The organism is Pseudomonas sp. COR18 (genome assembly GCF_048568395.1).
Taxonomy (GTDB): Bacteria; Pseudomonadota; Gammaproteobacteria; order Pseudomonadales; family Pseudomonadaceae; genus Aquipseudomonas; species Aquipseudomonas fuscovaginae_B.
Genome location: NZ_CP183808.1, coordinates 2879179 through 2900430, shown reverse-complemented (window position 1 = coordinate 2900430; position 21252 = coordinate 2879179). Strand labels below are relative to the sequence as shown.

Below are 21252 nucleotides of genomic sequence, written 5' to 3'. Positions count from 1 at the left end.
CCATGCGCGGGCAAGCCGCGCGCCTACCAATACGACTCAAGACGGTAGAAGCGCGGCTTGCCCGCGAAAACACCCGGGCCGATACGACAAATGCCGGCTCACTGTACGATCAGGTTGTTGAAGAGCAGGTCTTCCACCTGCGGCTTGCCGGTCTCGTCGGTCAGCACCTGCTGGACCTGCTTGAGGGCTTCCTGACGCATCTTTTCCTTGGCTTCGACGTTGCTCATCGAGTCCACGGTCTGCTGGGCGAACAGCGCCACCAACTGGTTGCGGATCAACGGCTCGTTGGCCTTGACCGCCTGGGCCGCCGCGTCACCGGTCACACGCACCGCCACGTCGGCCTTGTAGACCTTGAGCTTGGGGCTGCCGTCCAGGCCATAGTTGCCCACGAACGGCGGGGTCAGGCTGATATAGCTGACCTTGGGCGCCGCGCCCTCGCCTTCCTTGGCCTCTTCCGCCATTGCCGCCATCGGCAGCGACAAGGCCACCATCAACATGATCCACGCTTTCACGATTCGCTCCTCAATCCTGGTTGCGGTCTAGCATAGCGAGCCCTGCCGTCGAGCCCAAGCACAAAGCTTATAGGCGACTATCAGGCCAGGGCATGCTCGTTGACCCTTCGACTCACGCTCCTACACTTATCGGCCACCACTCCCAAAGGAATAGCCCGATGAAAGCCGTACTGTGCAAAGCCTTCGGCACTGCCGAAACGCTGGTGCTGGAGGAAATCGCGAGTCCGACGCCGAAAAAGAACGAAATCCTGCTGCAGGTGCATGCTGCCGGGGTGAACTTCCCGGATACGCTGATCATCGAGGGCAAGTACCAGTTCAAGCCGCCCTTCCCGTTCTCGCCCGGTGGCGAAGCGGCCGGGGTGGTCACGGCCGTGGGAGAAAAGATCAGCCACCTCAAGGTCGGTGACCGGGTCATGGCCCTGACCGGCTGGGGCAGCTTTGCCGAGGAAGTGGCGGTACCGGGCTACAACGTGCTGCCGATTCCGGCCACGATGGATTTCACCAGCGCAGCAGCCTTCAGCATGACCTACGGCACCTCGATGCACGCGCTCAAGCAGCGCGCCCGGTTGCAACCGGGGGAGACCCTGCTGGTGCTCGGCGCCTCCGGCGGTGTCGGCCTGGCGGCAGTGGAGATCGGCAAGGCCATGGGTGCACGGGTGATCGCCGCGGCCAGCAGCGCCGAAAAACTCGCGGTGGCCCAGGCCGCCGGTGCCGATGAACTGATCAACTACAGCGAAACCAGCCTCAAGGACGAGATCAAGCGCCTGACCGATGGCAACGGTGCCGACGTGATCTACGACCCGGTGGGCGGCGATCTGTTCGACCAGGCCGTACGCGCCATTGCCTGGAATGGCCGGCTGCTGGTGGTAGGCTTCGCCAGCGGGCGCATCCCCGAACTGCCGGTGAACCTGGCGCTGCTCAAGGGCGCCGCGGTGGTCGGGGTGTTCTGGGGCTCATTCGCCCAGCGCCAGCCCCAGGACAACGCGGCAAACTTCCAGCAATTGTTCGCCTGGTTCGCCGAGGGCAAGCTCAAGCCGCTGGTGTCGCAGACCTATCCGCTGGCTGAAGCGGCCAGAGCCATCGACGACCTGGGCCAGCGCAAGGCGGTGGGCAAGGTGGTGGTGCAGGTACGCTGAAGCGGGTTTCACGAGGCGCCGGCAGCGAACAGGGCTATATTCAGCCCCACGGACAGGAAGCGCCCATCACGGGCGCTTTTTCTACCCCATGGAGGCAATTCGATGATTCCCCTGCTGCAAAAGCTGCTGCCCGGCGCCCTGCTGCTATCGGCCCTGGTGCTGCCCTTCACCGCCCAGGCCCACCAGGACGACAAGACAACGCCGGGCCTGAGCAATGCCACGGTGCTGATCGTCCGGCACGCGGAGAAGCCCGACCAGGGCCGTGGCCTCAGCCCCAGAGGCGAACAACGCGCCCAGGCCTACGCCCACTACTTCGCCCCCTTGCAACTCGAAGGCCAGGGCCTCGTGCCCCAACGGCTGATCGCCACCAGCGACAGCAAGCAAAGCGACCGCCCGCGCCTGACCCTCACCCCACTGTCGCAACGCCTGCAACTGCCAATCGAACAGCCCTACGCCGACAAGGACGTGGACAAGCTGGTCAAGTCGCTGGGCAAGACCAACCGGGCAGCGGTGCTGCTGATTGCCTGGCATCACGGCCAGATCGACAACCTGATCGGGGCCTTCGGCGCGGATGTGAAAAAGATCATCGGCCAGAAACATTGGCCGGAGGATGTCTATGACTGGCTGCTCGTGCTGCGCTTCGACGACCATGGGCAGTTGATCCAGTCCCGCAGCGAGAAGATCCAGGAGCACCTGCTGCCAGGCGATGGTGGCACGCCCTGAAAGCGTCCTTCATTTATTCCTTCGCGACATGTTCATAAAACAACATCAAGAACACTCCATTTCCTACATTTGCGGATGAGAAAGCCTGCTATTTTCGGTAACGAAAATGTAACATTCGCATCCGCAGTCAAAACAAGAAACCTGGAGCTCTTGAATGTTTGCCTTCTTTCGACCTGCCGCACACCGGGCACCGCTGCCCGAGGAAAAAATCGACAGCACCTACCGACGCCTGCGCTGGCAGATCTTTGCCGGGATCTTCTTCGGTTATGCCGGCTACTACCTGCTGCGCAAGAACTTCTCCCTGGCCATGCCGTACCTGATCGACGAGGGCTACAGCCGGGGTGACCTGGGCGTGGCGATGTCGGCGATCGCCATCGCCTACGGCCTGTCGAAGTTCCTCATGGGGCTGGTGTCCGACCGCTCCAACCCTCGCTACTTCCTGACCTTCGGCCTGTTGATCTCGGCCGCGATCATGTTCATTTTCGGTTTCGCGCCCTGGGCAACCTCCAGCGTGACCATGATGTTCATCCTGCTGTTCATCAATGGCTGGGCCCAGGGCATGGGCTGGCCGCCCAGCGGACGGACCATGGTGCACTGGTGGTCGCAGAAGGAGCGCGGCGGCGTGGTCTCGGTGTGGAACGTGGCGCACAACGTCGGCGGTGGCCTGATCGGCCCGCTGTTCCTGCTCGGCATGGGCTGGTTCAACGACTGGCATGCGGCGTTCTACGTCCCGGCGAGCGTGGCCCTGGCCGTTGCGGCCTTTGCCTTCATCACCATGCGCGACACCCCGCAGTCGGTCGGCCTGCCGCCGATCGAGCAGTACAAGGACGACTACCCCGAAGGCTACAACGCCAGCCACGAAAGCGAGTTCAGCGCCAAGGAAATCTTCGTCAAGTACGTGCTGCGCAACAAGATGCTCTGGTACATCGCCATGGCCAACGTCTTCGTCTACCTGCTGCGCTACGGCGTGCTGGACTGGGCACCGACCTACCTCAAGGAAGCCAAGCACTTCGACGTCGACAAGACCTCCTGGGCCTACTTCTTCTACGAGTGGGCAGGGATTCCGGGCACACTGCTGTGCGGCTGGATGTCGGACAAGATCTTCCGTGGCAACCGGGGCCTGACCGGCATGGTGTTCATGGGCCTGGTGACCGTGGCGACGCTGGTGTACTGGCTCAATCCGGCCGGCAACCCGACCATCGACATGATCGCGCTGTTTTCCATCGGCTTCCTGATCTACGGCCCGGTGATGCTGATCGGCCTGCAGGCGCTGGAACTGGCACCGAAGAAAGCCGCAGGTACCGCTGCCGGCTTCACCGGCCTGTTCGGTTACCTGGGCGGTTCGGTCGCAGCGAGCGCGGCGATGGGCTACACCGTCGACCACTTCGGCTGGGATGGCGGTTTCGTCCTGCTGGTGGTGGCCTGCCTGCTGTCCATGGCGTTCCTGGCACCGACCCTGTGGCACACCCGGGCGGCCAGCACGAGCCGTAGCGCGATCGCCTGACCCACCTCACCCTGTGGGAGCCGGCTTGCTGGCGATCCGCCAAGGGCCGCCATTCGACACGGCCTGCGGCGATAGCAGCACCGCTATCGCCAGCAGGCTGGCTCCCCACAAGGGTCCAGCGCAAGACACCTCACTTGCGTACTCCTGGAACTCAGTGTGAGCCTGAACGGCAGCGCTTGAGCCTCGCCTCCAGGTTACGATCCGGCATCGCGTGGCTGCGCAAGGCGCTGGCGGTCTGCTCGACATAGTCACGGGTGGTACCGTAACGCCCGCAGGCACTCTGCAACACCTGGGTCAGGATGCTGTCGGGCAGGTTGCCGGCATAGCTGGGCAGGTGCCGCTCCAGGACGAACCCCAGCGCCTGCACCGTCTGCCCGGTTTCCAGGCGACAGTTGAGCCAGTGCGGTCGATAGGACGGCACCGGCATCTCCCGCTGCCACAGGGCGTAGAGCGACGCCTCCAGCTGGTCCTCCGGCAACCGATAGGCAAAGCCGCTGCAGGAACCCCCGCGATCCAGGCCGAACACCAGCCCCGGCAGTTCCGGCGTACCACGATGTTCATGGGACCACAGGTACAGGCCACGGTGATAACCGTGGACCCGCCCGCGCACCCGCTCCACCGCCGAACACTCCGGCCGCCAGATCAGCGAGCCGTAGGCGAACAACCAGACCGGCCCGCCCTTGTGCCGGGCCATGGTGGCCTGCATCGAGCTGAGCAATTGTTCGTGGGTCAGTTGCGCCCCCAGCTCAAGGCGCGGCGGATAAGCCAAACCCGGCAAAACAGGATCTGTAGCAGCCATGACGAATCGCGTGGGGCTCCTCGATAGTTACCAGTTGTAAGTCACTTTACCGTAATAAAACGCGCCGCTGTAACCGTACGGCGAATAAGTGCTATAGGCCAGGTTGCCGCCACTGTTGGCGAAGGCACTGAGCCTTTCCGGGTACTTGTCGGTGACGTTGTCACCGCCCAGGGTGAAGGTCCACTGCTTGAGCTTGTAGTCCGCCGCCAGGTCCAGCAGCCAGGCCGCCTTGAAGGTCTGGTCGTTGATCGCGTCGGCCTGGTAGCTGGTGAACGAGCCATAGCGAGTCAGATTGCTGTGCAGCACCCAGTTGCCGAAGCTCAGGTCGTTGCCGAAGGTCAGCTTGTGCCGTGGCGTGGTGTCGCCGAGCAGGCCGAGCCGTTCGCGACGATCCACCCGCACCAGGTTGACCCCCAACTGATTGAGGATCGCCGGGTTGTCCTTCACATCGGTGACCTTGGTCCGGTTGTAGTTGTAGCCCAGGGTGCTGTTCCAGCGCGCACCGTTATCCAGCAGGTAACGATAGTTGGCCACCAGGTCGATGCCGTTGGTGCTGGTATTGGTGGCGTTGGTGAAGTAACGCGCGCTGGTGTAGTTGATGTTGCCGACACCGTTGGCCTGCAGGTAGTTGATCGCGGCGTTGTTCAGCACCAGGTTGGACGAGAGGCTGATGCGGTCACGGATGTCGATCCGGTAGAAGTCGGCCGTCACCGTCAGGTTGTCCGCCGGCTCCAGTACCAGGCCGAGGCTGTAGTTGCGAGATTTCTCCGCCTTCAGGTCCTCGGCCCCGAGCAGGCGCGCCACCTGGCTGTTGGCGGCGAAGGTACCGGCTTCCTGGACGGTCGACCCGATCAGCTGCGACGAGGTGTAGGTGAAGTTCTGCTGGGCCAGGGACGGCGCCCGGAAGCCGTTGGAAATGCTGCCGCGGACCGCCACCTGCGGGGTGAAATCGTAGCGCGCCGACAGCGAGCCACTGACGTTCGAGCCGAAATCGCTGTAGTCCTCATGGCGCACCGCCGCCGAGGCGCTGAGCTTCTCGGTGAAGTGGGTCTCCAGGTCCAGGTACTGGGCGAAGTTGTGCCGCGAGTAACTGCCGGCATCCGCGGCGCGGAAACCACCCAGGCCGGAACTGCCGCTCTGGTAGTAGGACTCGGGCTGGCCGGCGCTGATCTGGTAGCCCTGGCGCAGGTATTCGGCGCCCAGCGCCAGCGACACCGGATAGGGCAGCCAGCCGAGGTTGAACTCTCGCGACAGGTCGAAGTTCAGCTGGCGCTGGTCGTTGCTCAGGGTGCCGTTGTCGAACTTGCGCGGCGTGTTCAGGCCCAGCGAGGTGTTGATGGTTTCCGTGCGCAGTTCGTACTCGTTCTTGCCGTAGTTGGCCGACAGGTCGTAGTGCCAGTCGTCCGCCAGCAGGCCGCGCAGGCCGAGCACCAGCGAGGTGTCCTCGAGATTGCCATGGATCAGCGGCAGGTAGCCGTTGGGGAAGATCGCCGGAATGTTGTTCGAGGCGTTGCTCGCCCGGTAGAACGCCGCGGTTTCGCCCCGACGCTTGCTGTAGCCGCCAAAGCTGTAGAACTCGGCGGCCTCGTTGAAGCTGTAGGCGGAGTTGAACTGCACCTTGCCCTCGTTGGTGGCCGGCTCGCCCTGGCGGAACACCTGCTGGCCATAGGTCGTCGAACCGACGCTGGCCGGGCGGTAGTCCTTGCCGGCACGGTTGGTGTAGTCGTTGTCGGAACCCTCACCGGAAAGGTTGAAGAAGCCGTTGTCGCCCAGGGTGAAGCCGCTGTTGCCGTCGAGCTGACGGTGAATGCCGTCGCCCTTCTTGTACTCGCCGAACTTGCTGGAAAGAGAACCGCCGTGGTCGGCGCTCTTGAGGATCACGTTGATCACCCCGGCAATCGCATCGGAGCCGTAGCGGGCCGAGGCGCCGTCACGCAGCACCTCGATATGGTCGACCGCCGAAATCGGAATCGCATTCAGGTCGGCCGGTGCCGAGCCACGCCCCACCGCACCGCCGAGATTGACGAAGGCACTGGTGTGCCGACGCTTGCCGTTGACCAGCACCAGTACCTGGTCCGGCGACAGCCCGCGCAGTTGCGCCGGGCGCACCAGCTCGGCGCCATCCACCAGCGACGGGCGCGGGAAGTTGATGGAGGGAATCAGCCGCGCCAGCACCGTGCCCAGCTCATCCGAACCGCTGCTGCGCAGGCTGTCGCCGCTGATCACGTCGATCGGCGACAGCGAACCGCTGGCCGTGCGCTCCTGGGCGCGGGTACCGGTGACAATGACGGTATCGAGTTTCGGCGCATCGGCCGTGGTGTCATTCGAATCGGCGGCGGCCGCCTGGGTGAAAGTCATCGCGCCTGCGGCGGTCAGCAAATGAGCGGACAAAATCGCCGAGTACAGCCGGTGTTGCGTGTTGCTCCCCATACCGCTCCCCTTGGAATCCAAAGTCGGGGCTTCATGCCCCGAGTTCGCACGATCGGTCCGTGTGGCGAACGGTGTCGGTCATTGTGTTGATGATTGGCTGATACAGGCCGGTAGTCCGATGACATATAGCCTAATGATATGTAATAAATAAATTAAATATCAGAATCGAATATGGATAAGCTAAACACTGCATTAGTAAAAAAACCCTACAGACCTTTCAGATAGCAAGAGCTGACGAGCCGGGGTCAGGCTCCGTATAACGGCCAACTTCTCGAATAACCGCGTCCCAGAGAGGTCAGCTCCATGAATCGACCGATGTTCGCCGCAGTGCTTGTCCTCTCGCTGGGGCCGGCCAGCGCCGTGCTCGCCGCCCAGGAGTCCGCCGCAGAGAAGGGCTTCTGGTATGCCCAGACCAGTCTGTACTCCCGGCACTATTCACCCGCTCCCGCACACAACAATCATCAGGACCTGCTTGGCCTGGAACGTCATGACGGGTCGGGATGGCTGTACGGCGCGGCGACTTTTCGCAACTCGTTCAGCCAGCGCTCGTACTACGGCTATGTCGGGCAGCGCTTCGACAGTGCGCGTTATCCGTTGTACGCGAAGGTGACGGGTGGGTTGCTGCAGGGCTATCGCGGCGAGTACCGCGACAAGATTCCGCTGAACCGCCTGGGCGTGGCGCCGGTGCTGATTCCGTCGGTGGGCACCTGCTACGGGCCGGTGGCGGCCGAACTGGTGCTGCTGGGGTTCAATGCGGCGATGATCACCACGGGGGTCAGGTTCTGATCATGGGTGGAGAGTGCTGACTCTGTTCGCGGATGAATCCGGCTCTCACAGTGTCAGCGTCGTTCGCAGGATTCATGCATGGCGCGAGCGCTTGTGGAAGCCGGATTTATCCGCGAACAGGCCATCGCCAATCAGGACCTCGGCGCGTAGGCGAAGACATCCGCCCGCATCTGGTGCGCATCCATCCCCGCCTCGACCAGCGCATCCAGCGTTGCGTAGATCATCGCCGGCGAGCCGCTGGCATAGACCCGCACGCTCGACAGGTCGGCAATGTCCTCGCAGACCGCCTCGTGCAGCATGCCGCAGCGCCCTTCCCAGCCGCACAGGTCACTGACCACCTTGTGCAGGAACAGGTTCGGCAGCTTCTGCCACTCGTCCCAGTGTTCCAGCTCATAGAAGTCCTCGGGCCGCCGCACCCCCCAGTACAGGTGCACCGGGTGTTCGAACCCGCGTGAACGGCAGTGCTCGATCAGGCTGTGCATCTGCGCCATGCCGGTCCCGGCGGCGATCAGCACCAGCGGCGCATCCGGCAGTTCGGCCAGGTGGGTATCGCCGAACGGCAGTTCGACCCGCGCCATGCCGTTGCGCTGCAACTGCCCGATCAACCGGCGCGCACTGGCTTCGCGCACCAGCACATGCAGTTCCAGGTCACGCCCGGAGTGTGGCGCCGAGGCCAGGGAAAACGCCGATTTCTCGCCGTTGTCACGCTCGATCATCAGGTACTGCCCGGCGTGATAACGCGGCGGTTTGCCCGCCGGCGCCCGCAGGCGAACCCGCCAGACATCGCCGCCGATCTCGACGCATTCGGTCAACTGACACGCCAGGCTACGCACCGGCAACTCTCCCAAGGCCAGGACACCATCCCAAAGCACCACGCAATCTTCCAGGGGCTCGGCGATACAAGTGTAGAACTCGCCATGGTCACGGACAGCGCCCGCCTGCGCGACCCGGCCTTCCACCAGCAACGCCGCGCAGACGTGACAATTGCCATTGCGGCAACTCTGCGGGCAGTCATAGCCCAGCCGCCGGGCACCATCGAGAATCCGCTCGCCGGGTCGTATCTCCAGCACGGCTCCGGAGGGCTGCAAGGTCACACGCATCAATCTATTCCTAACTGATTCCAGATGGCATCGATCCGCCGGGTCACGGCTTCATCCTTGACGATCACCCGGCCCCACTCGCGCGTGGTTTCGCCGGGCCACTTGTGGGTGGCATCCAGCCCCATCTTCGAACCCAGGCCGGAAACCGGCGAGGCGAAGTCGAGGTAGTCGATCGGAGTGTTGTCGATCATCACCGTGTCGCGCTTGGGGTCCATGCGCGTGGTGATGGCCCAGATCACATCGTTCCAGTCCCGGGCATTGATATCGTCGTCGGTGACGATAACGAACTTGGTGTACATGAACTGTCGCAAAAACGACCAGACACCCAGCATCACGCGCTTGGCATGGCCAGGGTAGGACTTCTTCATGGTCACTACCGCCATGCGGTACGAGCAGCCCTCGGGCGGCAGGTAGAAGTCGGTGATTTCCGGGAACTGCTTCTGCAGGATCGGCACGAACACTTCGTTCAGTGCCACTCCGAGGATCGCCGGCTCATCCGGTGGTCGCCCGGTGTAGGTGCTGTGGTAGATCGGCTTGATCCGGTGGGTGATGCGCTCGACGGTGAACACCGGGAAGTCGTCGACCTCGTTGTAGTAGCCGGTGTGATCGCCATACGGGCCTTCCGGGGCCATTTCGCCCGGGTGGATCACGCCTTCGAGAACGATTTCCGCGGTGGCCGGGACCTGCAGATCATTGCCCCGGCACTTCACCAGTTCGGTGCGGTTGCCCCGCAGCAGGCCGGCGAAGGCGTACTCGGACAGGCTGTCGGGCACCGGCGTGACCGCGCCGAGAATGGTCGCCGGGTCCGCCCCGAGTGCCACCGAGACCGGGAACGGCTGGCCCGGATGCTTCTCGCACCATTCGCGATAATCCAGCGCCCCGCCACGGTGGCTGAGCCAGCGCATGATCACCTTGTTGCGGGCGATCACCTGCTGGCGGTAGATGCCGAGGTTCTGGCGATCCTTGTTCGGCCCCTTGGTGACCGTCAGGCCCCAGGTGATCAGCGGCGCCACGTCGCCTGGCCAGCAGTGCTGCACCGGCAGCTTGCCGAGGTCGACGTCGTCACCCTCGAGGACGATCTCCTGGCAGGGCGCGTCCTTGACCACCTTGGGCGCCATGGCAATGATCTTGCGGAAGATCGGCAGTTTGGACCAGGCGTCCTTGAGCCCCTTGGGCGGCTCCGGCTCCTTGAGGAAGGCCAGCAGCTTGCCGATTTCCCGCAGTTCGCCGACATCGTCGGCCCCCATGCCCAGGGCGACCCGCTCCGGGGTGCCGAACAGGTTGCCGAGCACCGGGATATCGAAACCGCTGGGTTTTTCGAACAGCAGCGCCGGGCCCTTGGCCCGCAGGGTGCGGTCGCAGACCTCGGTCATTTCCAGAATGGGGGACACCGGAACCTGGATGCGCTTGAGTTCACCGCGCTGTTCCAGGCCGCTGATAAAGTCGCGCAAGTCGCGATACTGCATGCGTGAGCCTCGTAGGGTCCGTGGCGTTCGGGGTGGGCAGTGTACCCGGTTCGCCCCGATATCGTGCAAGCGAACACTTGCCCTGGCACGGTCCGCGCCGCGTCCAGACAGCAAAAAGCCGGGTTTCCCCGGCTTTTCTGCTCTGTTCGACTTACTTGCGCTTCATCGACAGGAAGAACTCATCGTTGGTCTTGGTCGTTTTCAGCTTGTCGACCAGGAACTCGATGGCCGCCACTTCATCCATCGGATGCAGCAGCTTGCGCAGGATCCACATGCGCTGCAGCTCGTCGTCGGCCGTCAGCAACTCTTCGCGGCGGGTACCGGAGCGGTTGATGTTGATGGCCGGGAACACGCGTTTTTCGGCGATCTTGCGGTCCAGGGGCAGTTCCATGTTACCGGTACCCTTGAACTCTTCGTAGATCACTTCGTCCATCTTCGAGCCGGTTTCGACCAGCGCGGTGGCGATGATGGTCAGCGAACCGCCTTCCTCGATGTTACGCGCGGCACCGAAGAAACGCTTCGGCTTTTCCAGGGCGTGGGCATCGACACCACCGGTCAGGACCTTGCCGGAGCTCGGGATCACGGTGTTGTAGGCGCGGGCCAGACGGGTGATGGAGTCCAGCAGGATCACCACGTCCTTCTTGTGCTCGACCAGGCGCTTGGCCTTCTCGATGACCATCTCGGCAACCTGCACGTGACGGGTCGGTGGTTCGTCGAAGGTCGAGGCAACCACTTCACCCCGTACGGTGCGCTGCATCTCGGTCACTTCTTCCGGACGCTCGTCGATCAGCAGGACGATCAGGTGGCACTCGGGGTTGTTACGGGTGATGTTGGCCGCGATGTTCTGCAGCATGATGGTCTTGCCCGCTTTCGGCGGGGCGACGATCAGGCCACGCTGGCCCTTGCCGATCGGGGCGCAGAGGTCGATGACGCGGCCGGTGAGGTCTTCGGTGGAACCGTTGCCGGCTTCCATCTTCAGGCGCTCGTTGGGGAACAGCGGCGTCAGGTTTTCGAACAGGATCTTGTTCTTGGCGTTTTCCGGACGATCGTAGTTGATCGTGTCGACCTTGAGCAGGGCGAAATAACGCTCGCCTTCCTTTGGAGGGCGGATCTTGCCAACGATGGTGTCACCGGTGCGCAAGTTGAAACGACGGATCTGGCTCGGCGACACGTAGATGTCGTCAGGGCCGGCCAGGTAGGACGCGTCGGAAGAACGAAGGAAGCCGAAGCCGTCCTGGAGGATCTCCAGCACGCCATCACCGGAGATTTCCTCACCGCTTTTCGCGTGCTTTTTCAGCAGGGAGAAAATCACATCCTGCTTGCGCGAACGGGCCATGTTCTCTATGCCCATCTGTTCGGCCAATTCGAGCAGTTCGGTAATCGGCTTTTGCTTGAGTTCAGTCAGATTCATATAGGAATGACGTAATCATTTATGGAGGGGGGAAATTAAGCTTTTGGCTTAATGAGGCCGCGCCGCAGAGAAGGCGACAGGATCGCGTACTTGTTCGAAAAGGAGAGCGTCGGCGACGGCTAGCAGGGGGCAATGGCGAAACCAGTGCGGGGCCGAATGTAACACCTGCATTTCACAGAGTCTAGCCCCAAACAACGAAAAAGCCCCGCTATTTGCGGGGCCTTTTAACGACGATCAGAGGTGCGCGTCGAGGAAAGCTTGCAACTGCGACTTCGACAGGGCGCCGACCTTGGTCGCCTCGACCTGGCCGTTCTTGAACAGCATCAGGGTCGGGATACCACGCACACCGTGCTTGCCCGGAGTATCCTGGTTTTCGTCGATGTTCAGCTTGGCGACGGTCAGCTTGCCCTCAAAGTGAGCGGCGATATCGTCCAGGACCGGAGCGATCATTTTGCAAGGACCGCACCACTCAGCCCAGTAGTCAACCAGCACAGGGCCTTCGGCCTTCAGGACGTCTGCTTCGAAGGACGCGTCGGTGACGTGCTTGATAAGGTGGTGGTGATGATGGCTGCTCATGGAATTCTCCGCAGTGGTAAACCCAAAAAAACGTTGCCCATCATAGCCGCCCTTCCTACGTACAGGAAGCCGCAGATGATTGAGTCTAACTATGGTACTCCATGAGTTTGAGTATCACCCAATCCGTGGGAGCCAACTGTCCTGGACTCACAGCCGACAAGCGGTCAAGAAAGCCCAGGGGTGGCGGTGATTGTACCGGCGCTTTCGCCGATGGATCCTGCTCTCACAAGGTACGGGTGACTACAAAAATCCTGTGTGCACACTGTGGGGCCGATGCCCCGCTCCCTGCAACGCAGAATCAGGCCGGCGTGACGAAAGCGATCCCGGTGCGCAGCGCCGCATTGCGCACATGCTCCTGCATGGCCTTCTGCGCCGGCCCCGCCGCATGCCGGGCCAAAGCCCGGAGGATCTTGCGGTGCTCCTGCCAGGTTTCCATGGCCCGTTCGGCCCGGATGAACGGCAGCTTCTGGCTCTCCAGGAACAATTCGGCCGTGGCACTGAGAATGCCGACCATGGCCTGGTTGCCGCTGGCCAGCAGGATCCGCCGGTGAAAGTCGAAATCCAGCCGGGCGGCAGCCTCGAAGTCCCCGGCGAGCAGCTCGGCACGCATGGCGTCGACATTGTCCTGCAGGATATCCAGCTCATCCGCCGTCAGCGTGACCGCCGCCAGCCCGGCGGCAAACCCTTCGAGGGCATAGCGCAACTGGAAGATGTCCTCGGCCGAAGCCTGGGCCGCGAACGGCCAGGCCAACCCGCTGCCGGACGGCGCCTGTCCCTGCGCCTGGACGAACACCCCCTTGCCCGGCTGCACGCTGATCACCCCCAGCGCACTCAGGGACGACAGTGCCTCGCGTAGCGACGCCCGGCTGACCCCCAGGCGCTGCGCCAGGTCACGCTGCGAGGGCAGCGCGTCGCCCGGGCCGTAGCCCTCCTCGCTGATCAGTTTACGAATGGCTTGCAGCGCCACTTCAGGTACGGCGCGGGAAATCGAATTCATGGTGCCCAGGCTGGAAGGTCCGATAAAGCGCTAGTTGTAAAGCTATTACAGGCGGGCGGCAAGTCGCGCCCAGCACTGGTTCGCGCCCCGTGGCCCATGCGCGATAACGGTGCGAAAAGAATAGCAACTGTTCAGACCAGTAAGACCATAAAGACCCTGATGAGCCCCGTAATACAGGGCTTTTCGCACGGTATGGCATGGGCTGTGCAATGCATATCGAACCGTAACCCTCCCCTTTTCGCATTCGGAGATCCGCCATGACCAAAGGCTTCAACGCCCTGCTCGCCGCCCTCTTCGCCAGCCTGATGCTGGGCCAGGCAGTCGCCCATGCCAATGGCCTGGACGATGTCGTCGCCCGCGGCACACTCAAGGTCGCCGTGCCCCAGGACTTCCCACCCTTCGGCTCGGTCGGGCCGGACATGAAACCCCGCGGCCTGGACATCGACACCGCGAAACTGCTGGCCGACCAGCTCAAGGTCAAGCTGGAACTGACCCCGGTCAACAGCACCAACCGCATCCCGTTCCTCACCACCGGCAAGGTCGACCTGGTGATCTCCAGCCTCGGCAAGAACGCCGAGCGGGAAAAGGTCATCGACTTCTCCCGTGCCTACGCGCCCTTCTACCTCGCGGTGTTCGGCCCGCCCGAAGCCGCGATCAACGGCCTGGATGACCTCAAGGGCAAGACCATCAGCGTCACCCGTGGCGCCATCGAGGATATCGAACTGACCGCCGTGGCGCCCCAGGGCGTGACGATCAAGCGCTTCGAGGACAACAACTCGACCATCGCCGCCTACCTCGCCGGCCAGGTCGACCTGATCGCCAGCGGCAACGTGGTGATGGTGGCCATTTCCGAACGCAACCCGAAACGAGTGCCGGCGATGAAAGTGAAGCTCAAGGACTCCCCGGTCTATGTCGGCGTGAACAAGAACGAGCCGGCCCTGCTGGACAAGGTGAACCAGATCCTGAGCGCCGCCAAGGCCGATGGCAGCCTGGACAGGAACGCCCAGCAATGGCTCAAGCAACCGTTGCCCGCCGATCTCTGATCCGGTTTTCCCGAGGCCCGCTCCATGGCTTATCAGTTCGACTTTCTGCCGGTGTTGCACAACGCCGACCTGCTGCTGCGCGGCGCCCTGTTCACGCTGGAGCTGACCGCCATCGGCACCCTGCTGGGAGTCGGCCTCGGCATTCTCGGCGCAGCCGTGCGCGCCTGGAAGATCCAGCCGTTCTCGGCCCTGTTCGGGGTGTATGTGGAACTGATCCGCAACACGCCGTTCCTGGTGCAACTGTTCTTCATCTTCTTCGGCCTGCCGTCCCTGGGGCTGCAGATTTCCGAGTGGCAGGCGGCGGTGCTGGCGATGGTGATCAACCTCGGCGCCTACAGCACCGAGATCATCCGCGCCGGCATCGAGGCGATTCCCCGCGGGCAGCTGGAAGCCGCCGCCGCCCTGGCCATGAGCCGCTTCGAGGCCTTCCGCCATGTGGTCTTGCGCCCGGCGCTGGGCAAGGTCTGGCCGGCCCTGAGCAGCCAGATCATCATCGTCATGCTCGGCTCGGCGGTGTGCTCGCAGATCGCCACCGAGGAATTGAGCTTCGCCGCCAACTTCATCCAGTCGCGCAACTTCCGCGCCTTTGAAACCTATGCCCTGACCACCCTGATCTACCTGGGCATGGCCTTGCTGATCCGCCAGTTGCTCAACTGGCTGGGACGGCGCTACCTGGCGAGGAGTCGCTGATGGATTTCACGTTCTGGGACATCCTCAACAACCTGCTGAGCGGATTGCAGTGGACCCTGGCGCTGTCGCTGGTGGCCTTCCTCGGCGGCAGCCTGCTCGGCCTGCTGGTGATGGTGCTGCGCATTGCCGAAAAGCCCCTGCTGCGCGGCCTGGCCCGCGCCTATATCGAACTGTTCCAGGGCACGCCGCTGCTGATGCAGCTGTTCATGGTGTTTTTCGGCGTGGCCCTGCTCGGAGTGGACATCTCGCCCTGGCTGGCGGCCGCCATCGCCCTGACCCTGTTCACCGGCGCCTATCTGGCGGAGATCTGGCGCGGCTGCGTCGAGTCCATCGCCCGCGGCCAGTGGGAGGCCTCGGCCAGCCTGGCGCTCAACCGCTACGAACAACTGCGCCACGTGATCCTGCCGCAGGCCCTGCGCATCGCCATCGCACCGACCGTGGGCTTTTCGGTGCAGGTGATCAAGGGCACCGCGGTGACCTCGATCATCGGCTTCACCGAACTGACCAAGACCGGCGGCATGCTCGCCAACGCCACCTTCGAACCCTTCATGGTCTACGGCCTGGTGGCCGTCGGCTATTTCCTCCTCTGCTACCCCTTGTCCCTCAGTGCGCGCTACCTGGAAAGGAGACTGCATGTCGCTTCTTAGAATTTCCGCCCTGCACAAGTACTACGGCGACCATCATGTGCTCAAGGGCATCGACCTGAGTGTCGAGCAAGGCCAGGTGGTGGCGATTATCGGCCGCAGCGGCTCGGGCAAGAGCACCCTGCTGCGCACCCTCAACGGCCTGGAATCGATCAACGACGGCGTGATCGAGGTCGACGGCGAATACCTCGATGCGGCCCGTGCCGACCTGCGCAGCCTACGGCAGAAGGTCGGCATGGTGTTCCAGCAGTTCAACCTGTTCCCGCACCTGAGTGTGGGCGAAAACGTCATGCTCGCCCCGCAGGTGGTACAGAAGGTTCCCAAAGCCAAGGCGGCCGAGCTCGCCCGGCAGATGCTCGAACGGGTCGGCCTGGGCGACAAGTTCGATGCCTTCCCGGATCGTCTCTCCGGCGGCCAGCAACAGCGGGTGGCGATTGCCCGGGCCCTGGCGATGTCGCCGAAAGTGCTGCTGTGCGACGAGATCACCTCGGCCCTGGACCCGGAGCTGGTCAATGAAGTGCTCAGCGTGGTGCGCCAATTGGCGAGGGACGGCATGACCCTGATCATGGTCACCCATGAAATGCGCTTCGCCCGGGAAGTCGGCGACAAACTGGTGTTCATGCACCAGGGCAAGGTTCATGAGGTCGGAGACCCCAAGGTGCTGTTCGCCAACCCGCAGACCGCGGAACTGGCGAACTTCATCGGCAGCGTGGAAGCACCCGCCTGAGACCGCTCATTCGCTCGGCACCAGTTCGAAACGCCCGCGGCCTTGGATTTCAGTCTCGTCGCCGACTCGGCTCATGGCCAGGGGCAGGCGCGGTTCGACCTCGACCTGCGCCGAGAAAAACCGCCCCTTGGCCGGCAGCCCTTGCGCCAGCACCCGCACAGTCCGGCCTGGGGCCATCAGCCAATCGGCCCCGTGCTCTTCCGGGCGGCCCTCCACCGCCAGGCTGACGGGCTCGCCATCCAGCCGGGCGTTGCCCAGGCCAACAGTGAAGTAGCCCCGAGCCAGACGGTAGGCCTGCGGCCCCGCCGCGGCCCCGTCGAAACGCAACAGCATGGCCGTGGGCCGGGGACAGACGATCGTCAGGCTCAGTCGGCGAGGGCCCAGCGACAACTCGGACTGCCCGGGCCGGATTGGCAGACTCCCCAGGCGCAGCGGGCCGAGATCAATCTGCGCCTGGCTCAGGGACAACGTGCAGTCATGGGCGGCAACGGGTAACGAACACAAGGCAAGAGCAAGGCAACAACGGCGCAGGATGCTGCTGGCGCAAGAAGTCATGACGGTGTCCTCTGGATCAGATCGCCCGGCAAACCGCCGTGGCCGTTTCGTAGGGCCTGTCGTTGTCGACGGCTTCGGCCAGTTCGACAGTCAGGACGCAGTGGGTATGCTCGGCCAGGCGGATACTCAGTCGCTGCCCAGCCTCGGCATCATTCAGGAAAACCATGCCTTCGCCGACGACCGTGGTGAGCAGCCCGCCCTCGACGCTGGACACCAATGCTCCCTGACGCAGCGGTTCGGCATTTTCGTCGGTGACCTTGAGCAGCAGCCGGCGGGCACTGACCACCGAGAAATCAACCCGGTTGAACGACCCGCGCCCGGCCTCCAGACGCTTCACCCCATTGATCAGGTCGACACGCCGCGGCAACGAGCGGCTGTCGACTTCCACCTGGCTCTCCCGATAGGCCGACAGGCCGGGCAGCACCGCCTGCCCGCTGAAATCGGTCCAGACCGGGCCTTGCGGCGTGGCCAGGCGGATGCCGGACAGCTCACCCACCGAGGCCACCCCGAAGGTTTCCTGGATGGCGTAGGGCGAGAACGTCAGCCCTCCCCCATGCAGGGCGACGCCTCCGGACAACTGCCCGCTGTAACGGGTGCCGGAAGGGTTGCGCGTCGCGCCCAGCCCTACCTGGGTGTAGCGCGGCAGCAGACTGAGGTTGGCCCTGGTGAGTTGCTGCCGGTTGCCGAGATCGCGCTCCAGTCCCAGGTCGTAGCTCAGGGTGTCGCTGACCCGCTCACGGTAATCGCCACCGACATTGAGCCGGTCGCCGCGACGACTGACGTAGGAACCAATCCGCCGATCCCCACCCAACGGGATGCTGACGCCCAGGCGCATCCCCAGCCCCGAGTCCGATGCATGACGCCCCTCGCGTGGCCCGACACTGGAGTCGACGCTCAGGTTGACGCTGGCATACCGGTAGTCCCTGCTCCAGAGCCCATGCAGGCGCTGGGACGAACGCCCGTCGAACATCAGGTTGCGCGAGTAGCCCAGGCTGAAACCGCCCAGTTGCGCATCCGACCAACCGAGTGCAGTGGTGTACTGTCGCCTGAGGCGCAGGCTGGAATGATCGTTACGATCTGCACTTTGCACCTCGAACAGATCGCGATAACCGGCAGTGCGCAGGGTAGCACTCAGGCTCAGGTCGATATCCGCCACGAATGGGCTGTTCAGCGAGAGGCTGTCCTGCCGCCCTGTCAGGGAGTGCCGGGTCGTCTGGGACAGGGTGCTGCGCAAACCCAGGCCGACCCGCTCCCAGACTCGGCTGTCGAACGCCCAACCGGTGGCACGATAGTCGTCGCTGGCCAACAGCCCGCTGCTCAACGAGCCGAATCGGCCTAGCCCCCAGGTGCCGCTACCGGTCGCCAGCAATGGCTCATCCGCACCGTCGCCATCGCCCTCGCGCAGCCGCCCCAGGGCCAGGTGGTAACCCGGCGGGACCGACGCGGCCCCCGGGAAGGATGCCGCAGGTACGACAAAACGCTGTTCGCCGCCCGTCTCGCCGATGACCCGGACCTCCAGGTCGACGCTGTCGCCGAGCAACGGCAGACCGGCCAGGCTGAAGGGTCCCTGGGGGACCAGGGTGGTATGGATCAATACGCCGGACTGGCGAACCTCCACGCGCGAGGAATCGAACGCCACGCCCCGGACCACCACGCCATGCCCGGCCCGACCCACCAACGAACCGCCGGGCATGAACTGCACACCGGAGAGTGGGACACCAGCGAATATCGGCCCTGCACTGCTGATCTGGCCGGCCTGGAACGTTGTCTGCCAGGCGTTCAGGTCCCGTTGCGCGTAGGCATACAGATGCTCCGTTTGCCGTTTCCCATCGTGGGCGACATGCAACTGGCGACTGCGCACGACCCAGTCGCCTGCGTTGAACCCCGCCTCGGTCGCCGCCGAAAGAAAACGTTCGGTCCGCTGCTGCGAACGGGTGTCGACCGCCAACACCTCGTAATTGAGCAAGGCCGCCGTACCGCCACGGCTGTAGGCACCCTCGTCGAGCCGCTGCCCGCGCAGGGCCTGGGTCGGCACCAGCAGGGCCACCTCCTCGCGATGGGGTCGCAGGGAAACCCGGGCCTGCGGATATGCCTGCAAGAAGTCATGGCAGTCCTGGTCAAGCACCCTGCCGGCAGTGATGGCGGTCGGCTTCAAGCCGGCCTTGTCCAGCAACGCCGTGGTGAAACACAACTGACCCTCCTGGTCGAAATGGAGCTTGGCAAGGCCCAGCGAATCGCCGTTGAGCTCCAGATTCACCACCTGCTGCCCTTCGCGAAAGCGCGGTGCCAAGCGGAAATAATCAGCAACTGCGGGATCGATGCCGCGTCCGGAGAGCACCGACAAGTCGAACTCCACCTCGGCGGCCTCCTCCTTCTTCTGGGCCGAGACAGGCTCGCCAAACCCCAGCAAGACCAGCCCCAGCCCCCTGATCAGCCACTGGGCCGACCTGGAAATCGGCAGGCATCGGCCGTGGCCCTCCCCGGCTCGTCGCTCAGGCGCTCTCATGCAAGCATCACAGTGCTTCGGCAAGAATCGGTGCTTCGTAGCTGGCTACCGCAAATCCGTAGACCGTTGCCGGCTGCAGAGTGACCGACGTACTCCTCGGCAGCGCCGGGTCCATTTCGATCTCAAGCACCTCCCCCGGCAGCACGTAACTGCGGCCCAGCATCACGCTGGTCCTGTGCGGGTTGAGCTGGAGCTCCGGCGCCAGGCGCACGACATAAGGGCTGTCATTACGTACCAGCAGCCTGGATCCGCGCTGGTGCCACGTCAACGCCTTCCAGGGCTCGCCATTACGTGCCAAGCCTCTGGGATGCAGGATCAGCGGCAGGTTCTGGCGCAGGTTGATACCTACCGTGGCGCCGTCCGCGGACTTGCGCTGCGGTATGCCCTCGAAGGTGACCCGCTTCAGGCGCTGGGTCTTGAGCGGTTGGTCGTTGATGGCAAGAAAGGTCACCACCTGCGTCTCGCCGCCGTCGAGCCGGGAGACCGGCTGCGCCACCACCACCAGCGCCTCAAGGTCCTCGGGAATGGACTCGATAGCCGAATTCAGCAGGACCGTGCCGCTCTCGGTATTGCGCACATGGATACTGGCCTGCCCCTCCTCCTCATGGAGAATGACCACCGTGGTTTCCGGTTGCACACCATCGGCCCGGGCGTTCCCCCATAACACACCCAGAAGAAAGAACAACGCACCGGCAAAATAGGGCATACGAGGCATGGTCTCCAAGTGACACGCTCCCTGGCGAACATATATTAAGATCCGCTTGATACAGACATGACGAGATGGCCGGCACACACTTGCGTGCCGGCTTCTTCTCTACTGGTTAGTTGCCATTTGAATCCAAGTTATTCAGAGATAGCGCAGTTCCAGGGTTGCCGAACCGTCCAGGCTTACTGCTTCTTTTATATCAAGCTCGGAAGTCTTGTTGATGACCGCCTGAACTTCCAGCACGCCACTGACACGTTCCACCGAAGCGGGATGAGTGGCCATGAAACCACTCCAGGACATGATGTTCTGATACTGGCCCAGGGCACCGTCGCCACGCTTCCAGTTCAGCCCGTTGTTACCCGACACTATGGTGTTGACCAACGGGAAGTTGGCCAAGGACTTCTTGATGATCAACGCATAGCCGCCGATCCGCTGGCCACCCGACGTCGTGCCCAGGCCATAGTTGTAGATGTCGCCGTAGCCCGGATTGATGGACGCCTGCACGATACCCGGGACCTTGCTGCCAGCGCGGTTGTCGATGGTCTTCACGCCCACCCGGGTGCCACCCTTGCACTTGACCAGGAACGGCACGCTCTTGGCCTCCAGGCGCGTATATTTGTCCGGTTTCAGGGAGTCGCCATCAATCTTCTTGTAGTCGACAATACCGCCATTCTGCAGGGTCAACTCGCAAGCCGGCGGGATGATCGTGCCTTTCACCAGCAGGTCAGCGGCACTTGCATAACCTCCGACGGCAACCAGCAGGGCGCCGAGCGTCAACTTGGATAACAACTTCATTTTCCCCCTCCATGTCATTCTGTTTTTAGCGGGCATGAGTTATTCAAGGCCGCCCGTTTTAACCGAAACCCCACTGCACCCAGGACACTTCAGTCTCTACAGCCAGCAAAAATCAAATAACTGACACCAAGGCAAGATTGCCGGGC

20 protein-coding genes are annotated in these 21252 nt (G+C 63.3%); 8 read left to right on the top strand and 12 right to left on the bottom strand.

What is annotated here, in order from left to right:
- Positions 1–98 precede the first annotated feature (98 nt).
- Entirely contained in the window at positions 99–512 is a 414-nt protein-coding gene (locus tag ACM62G_RS13330) for a flagellar basal body-associated protein FliL (protein ID WP_054058506.1), read from the bottom strand.
- 158 nt (positions 513–670) lie between these two features.
- Between ACM62G_RS13330 and ACM62G_RS13325 the strand changes: the two genes are divergently transcribed.
- The 3 genes from ACM62G_RS13325 to glpT all read left to right on the top strand — a co-directional run bounded on the left by ACM62G_RS13325 (position 671) and on the right by glpT (position 3875).
- On the top strand, positions 671–1648 hold the full coding sequence (locus ACM62G_RS13325) for an NADPH:quinone oxidoreductase family protein (RefSeq protein WP_416770937.1): 978 nt from the start codon (positions 671–673) through the stop codon (positions 1646–1648).
- 102 nt (positions 1649–1750) lie between these two features.
- The gene (locus tag ACM62G_RS13320) at positions 1751–2371 is read left to right on the top strand and encodes a flagellar basal body-associated protein FliL (RefSeq protein ID WP_419737293.1); all 621 of its coding nucleotides are present in this window, start codon (positions 1751–1753) and stop codon (positions 2369–2371) included.
- A gap of 154 nt (positions 2372–2525) precedes the next feature.
- The gene (gene glpT / locus ACM62G_RS13315; protein ID WP_054063599.1) at positions 2526–3875 is read left to right on the top strand and encodes a glycerol-3-phosphate transporter; all 1350 of its coding nucleotides are present in this window, start codon (positions 2526–2528) and stop codon (positions 3873–3875) included.
- Between the two features lie 151 nt (positions 3876–4026).
- Here glpT and ACM62G_RS13310 read toward each other — a convergent pair whose 3' ends face one another.
- Both ACM62G_RS13310 and ACM62G_RS13305 read right to left on the bottom strand, forming a co-directional pair.
- Positions 4027–4674, bottom strand: coding sequence for a gamma-glutamylcyclotransferase (locus ACM62G_RS13310; protein WP_054058502.1), 648 nt, complete (start codon positions 4672–4674; stop codon positions 4027–4029).
- Positions 4675–4701: 27 nt separating this feature from the next.
- Positions 4702–7104: a TonB-dependent receptor plug domain-containing protein gene (locus ACM62G_RS13305; protein WP_419737292.1), complete on the bottom strand. Its 2403-nt coding sequence runs from the start codon at positions 7102–7104 to the stop codon at positions 4702–4704.
- A gap of 303 nt (positions 7105–7407) precedes the next feature.
- Here ACM62G_RS13305 and ACM62G_RS13300 point away from each other — a divergent pair, with 303 nt between their 5' ends.
- On the top strand, positions 7408–7890 hold the full coding sequence (locus tag ACM62G_RS13300; protein WP_419737291.1) for a sn-glycerol-3-phosphate transporter: 483 nt from the start codon (positions 7408–7410) through the stop codon (positions 7888–7890).
- A 131-nt stretch (positions 7891–8021) separates the two neighbouring features.
- Here ACM62G_RS13300 and ACM62G_RS13295 read toward each other — a convergent pair whose 3' ends face one another.
- The 5 genes from ACM62G_RS13295 to ACM62G_RS13275 form a co-directional block, all read right to left on the bottom strand.
- The gene (locus tag ACM62G_RS13295) at positions 8022–8990 is read right to left on the bottom strand and encodes a CDP-6-deoxy-delta-3,4-glucoseen reductase (protein WP_419737290.1); all 969 of its coding nucleotides are present in this window, start codon (positions 8988–8990) and stop codon (positions 8022–8024) included.
- Positions 8990–10456, bottom strand: coding sequence for a 4-hydroxy-3-polyprenylbenzoate decarboxylase (gene ubiD / locus ACM62G_RS13290; protein WP_054063603.1), 1467 nt, complete (start codon positions 10454–10456; stop codon positions 8990–8992). Before ubiD ends, ACM62G_RS13295 begins: the two co-directional genes overlap by 1 nt.
- A gap of 151 nt (positions 10457–10607) precedes the next feature.
- Positions 10608–11867 carry a transcription termination factor Rho gene (gene rho, locus ACM62G_RS13285; RefSeq protein WP_054058497.1) on the bottom strand — a complete coding sequence of 420 codons (1260 nt, stop codon included), beginning with the start codon at positions 11865–11867 and terminating at the stop codon, positions 10608–10610.
- 234 nt (positions 11868–12101) lie between these two features.
- Positions 12102–12443, bottom strand: a complete 342-nt coding sequence (gene trxA / locus ACM62G_RS13280; RefSeq protein ID WP_054058496.1) for a thioredoxin TrxA — start codon at positions 12441–12443, stop codon at positions 12102–12104.
- Between the two features lie 298 nt (positions 12444–12741).
- Entirely contained in the window at positions 12742–13440 is a 699-nt protein-coding gene (locus tag ACM62G_RS13275) for a FadR/GntR family transcriptional regulator (protein WP_419737289.1), read from the bottom strand.
- 257 nt (positions 13441–13697) lie between these two features.
- Between ACM62G_RS13275 and ACM62G_RS13270 the strand changes: the two genes are divergently transcribed.
- Genes ACM62G_RS13270 through ACM62G_RS13255 form a run of 4 tightly spaced genes read left to right on the top strand, consistent with a single transcriptional unit; the run spans position 13698 to position 16544 of the window.
- The gene (locus ACM62G_RS13270; RefSeq protein WP_054058494.1) at positions 13698–14483 is read left to right on the top strand and encodes a transporter substrate-binding domain-containing protein; all 786 of its coding nucleotides are present in this window, start codon (positions 13698–13700) and stop codon (positions 14481–14483) included.
- Positions 14484–14507: 24 nt separating this feature from the next.
- Positions 14508–15173, top strand: coding sequence for an amino acid ABC transporter permease (locus tag ACM62G_RS13265; protein ID WP_054058493.1), 666 nt, complete (start codon positions 14508–14510; stop codon positions 15171–15173).
- A complete protein-coding gene (locus tag ACM62G_RS13260; RefSeq protein WP_419737520.1) occupies positions 15170–15820 on the top strand; it encodes an amino acid ABC transporter permease in 651 nt (216 codons plus the stop codon). Before ACM62G_RS13265 ends, ACM62G_RS13260 begins: the two co-directional genes overlap by 4 nt.
- Positions 15807–16544 (top strand): amino acid ABC transporter ATP-binding protein, encoded by a 738-nt coding sequence (locus ACM62G_RS13255; RefSeq protein WP_054058491.1) that lies wholly within the window; start codon positions 15807–15809, stop codon positions 16542–16544. The genes ACM62G_RS13260 and ACM62G_RS13255 overlap by 14 nt, the downstream gene beginning before the upstream one ends.
- Positions 16545–16550: 6 nt before the next feature.
- On the opposite strand, the gene ACM62G_RS13250 is transcribed toward ACM62G_RS13255, so the two are convergent.
- From ACM62G_RS13250 to ACM62G_RS13235, 4 genes are all read right to left on the bottom strand, one after another.
- Positions 16551–17099 carry a hypothetical protein gene (locus ACM62G_RS13250; RefSeq protein WP_273825862.1) on the bottom strand — a complete coding sequence of 183 codons (549 nt, stop codon included), beginning with the start codon at positions 17097–17099 and terminating at the stop codon, positions 16551–16553.
- Positions 17100–17115: 16 nt separating this feature from the next.
- Positions 17116–19605, bottom strand: coding sequence for a fimbria/pilus outer membrane usher protein (locus ACM62G_RS13245; RefSeq protein WP_419737288.1), 2490 nt, complete (start codon positions 19603–19605; stop codon positions 17116–17118).
- A 7-nt stretch (positions 19606–19612) separates the two neighbouring features.
- The gene (locus ACM62G_RS13240) at positions 19613–20320 is read right to left on the bottom strand and encodes a fimbria/pilus chaperone family protein (RefSeq protein ID WP_301600441.1); all 708 of its coding nucleotides are present in this window, start codon (positions 20318–20320) and stop codon (positions 19613–19615) included.
- Between the two features lie 132 nt (positions 20321–20452).
- A complete protein-coding gene (locus ACM62G_RS13235) occupies positions 20453–21106 on the bottom strand; it encodes a DUF1120 domain-containing protein (RefSeq protein ID WP_273825864.1) in 654 nt (217 codons plus the stop codon).
- Between the last annotated feature and the right edge of the window lie 146 nt (positions 21107–21252).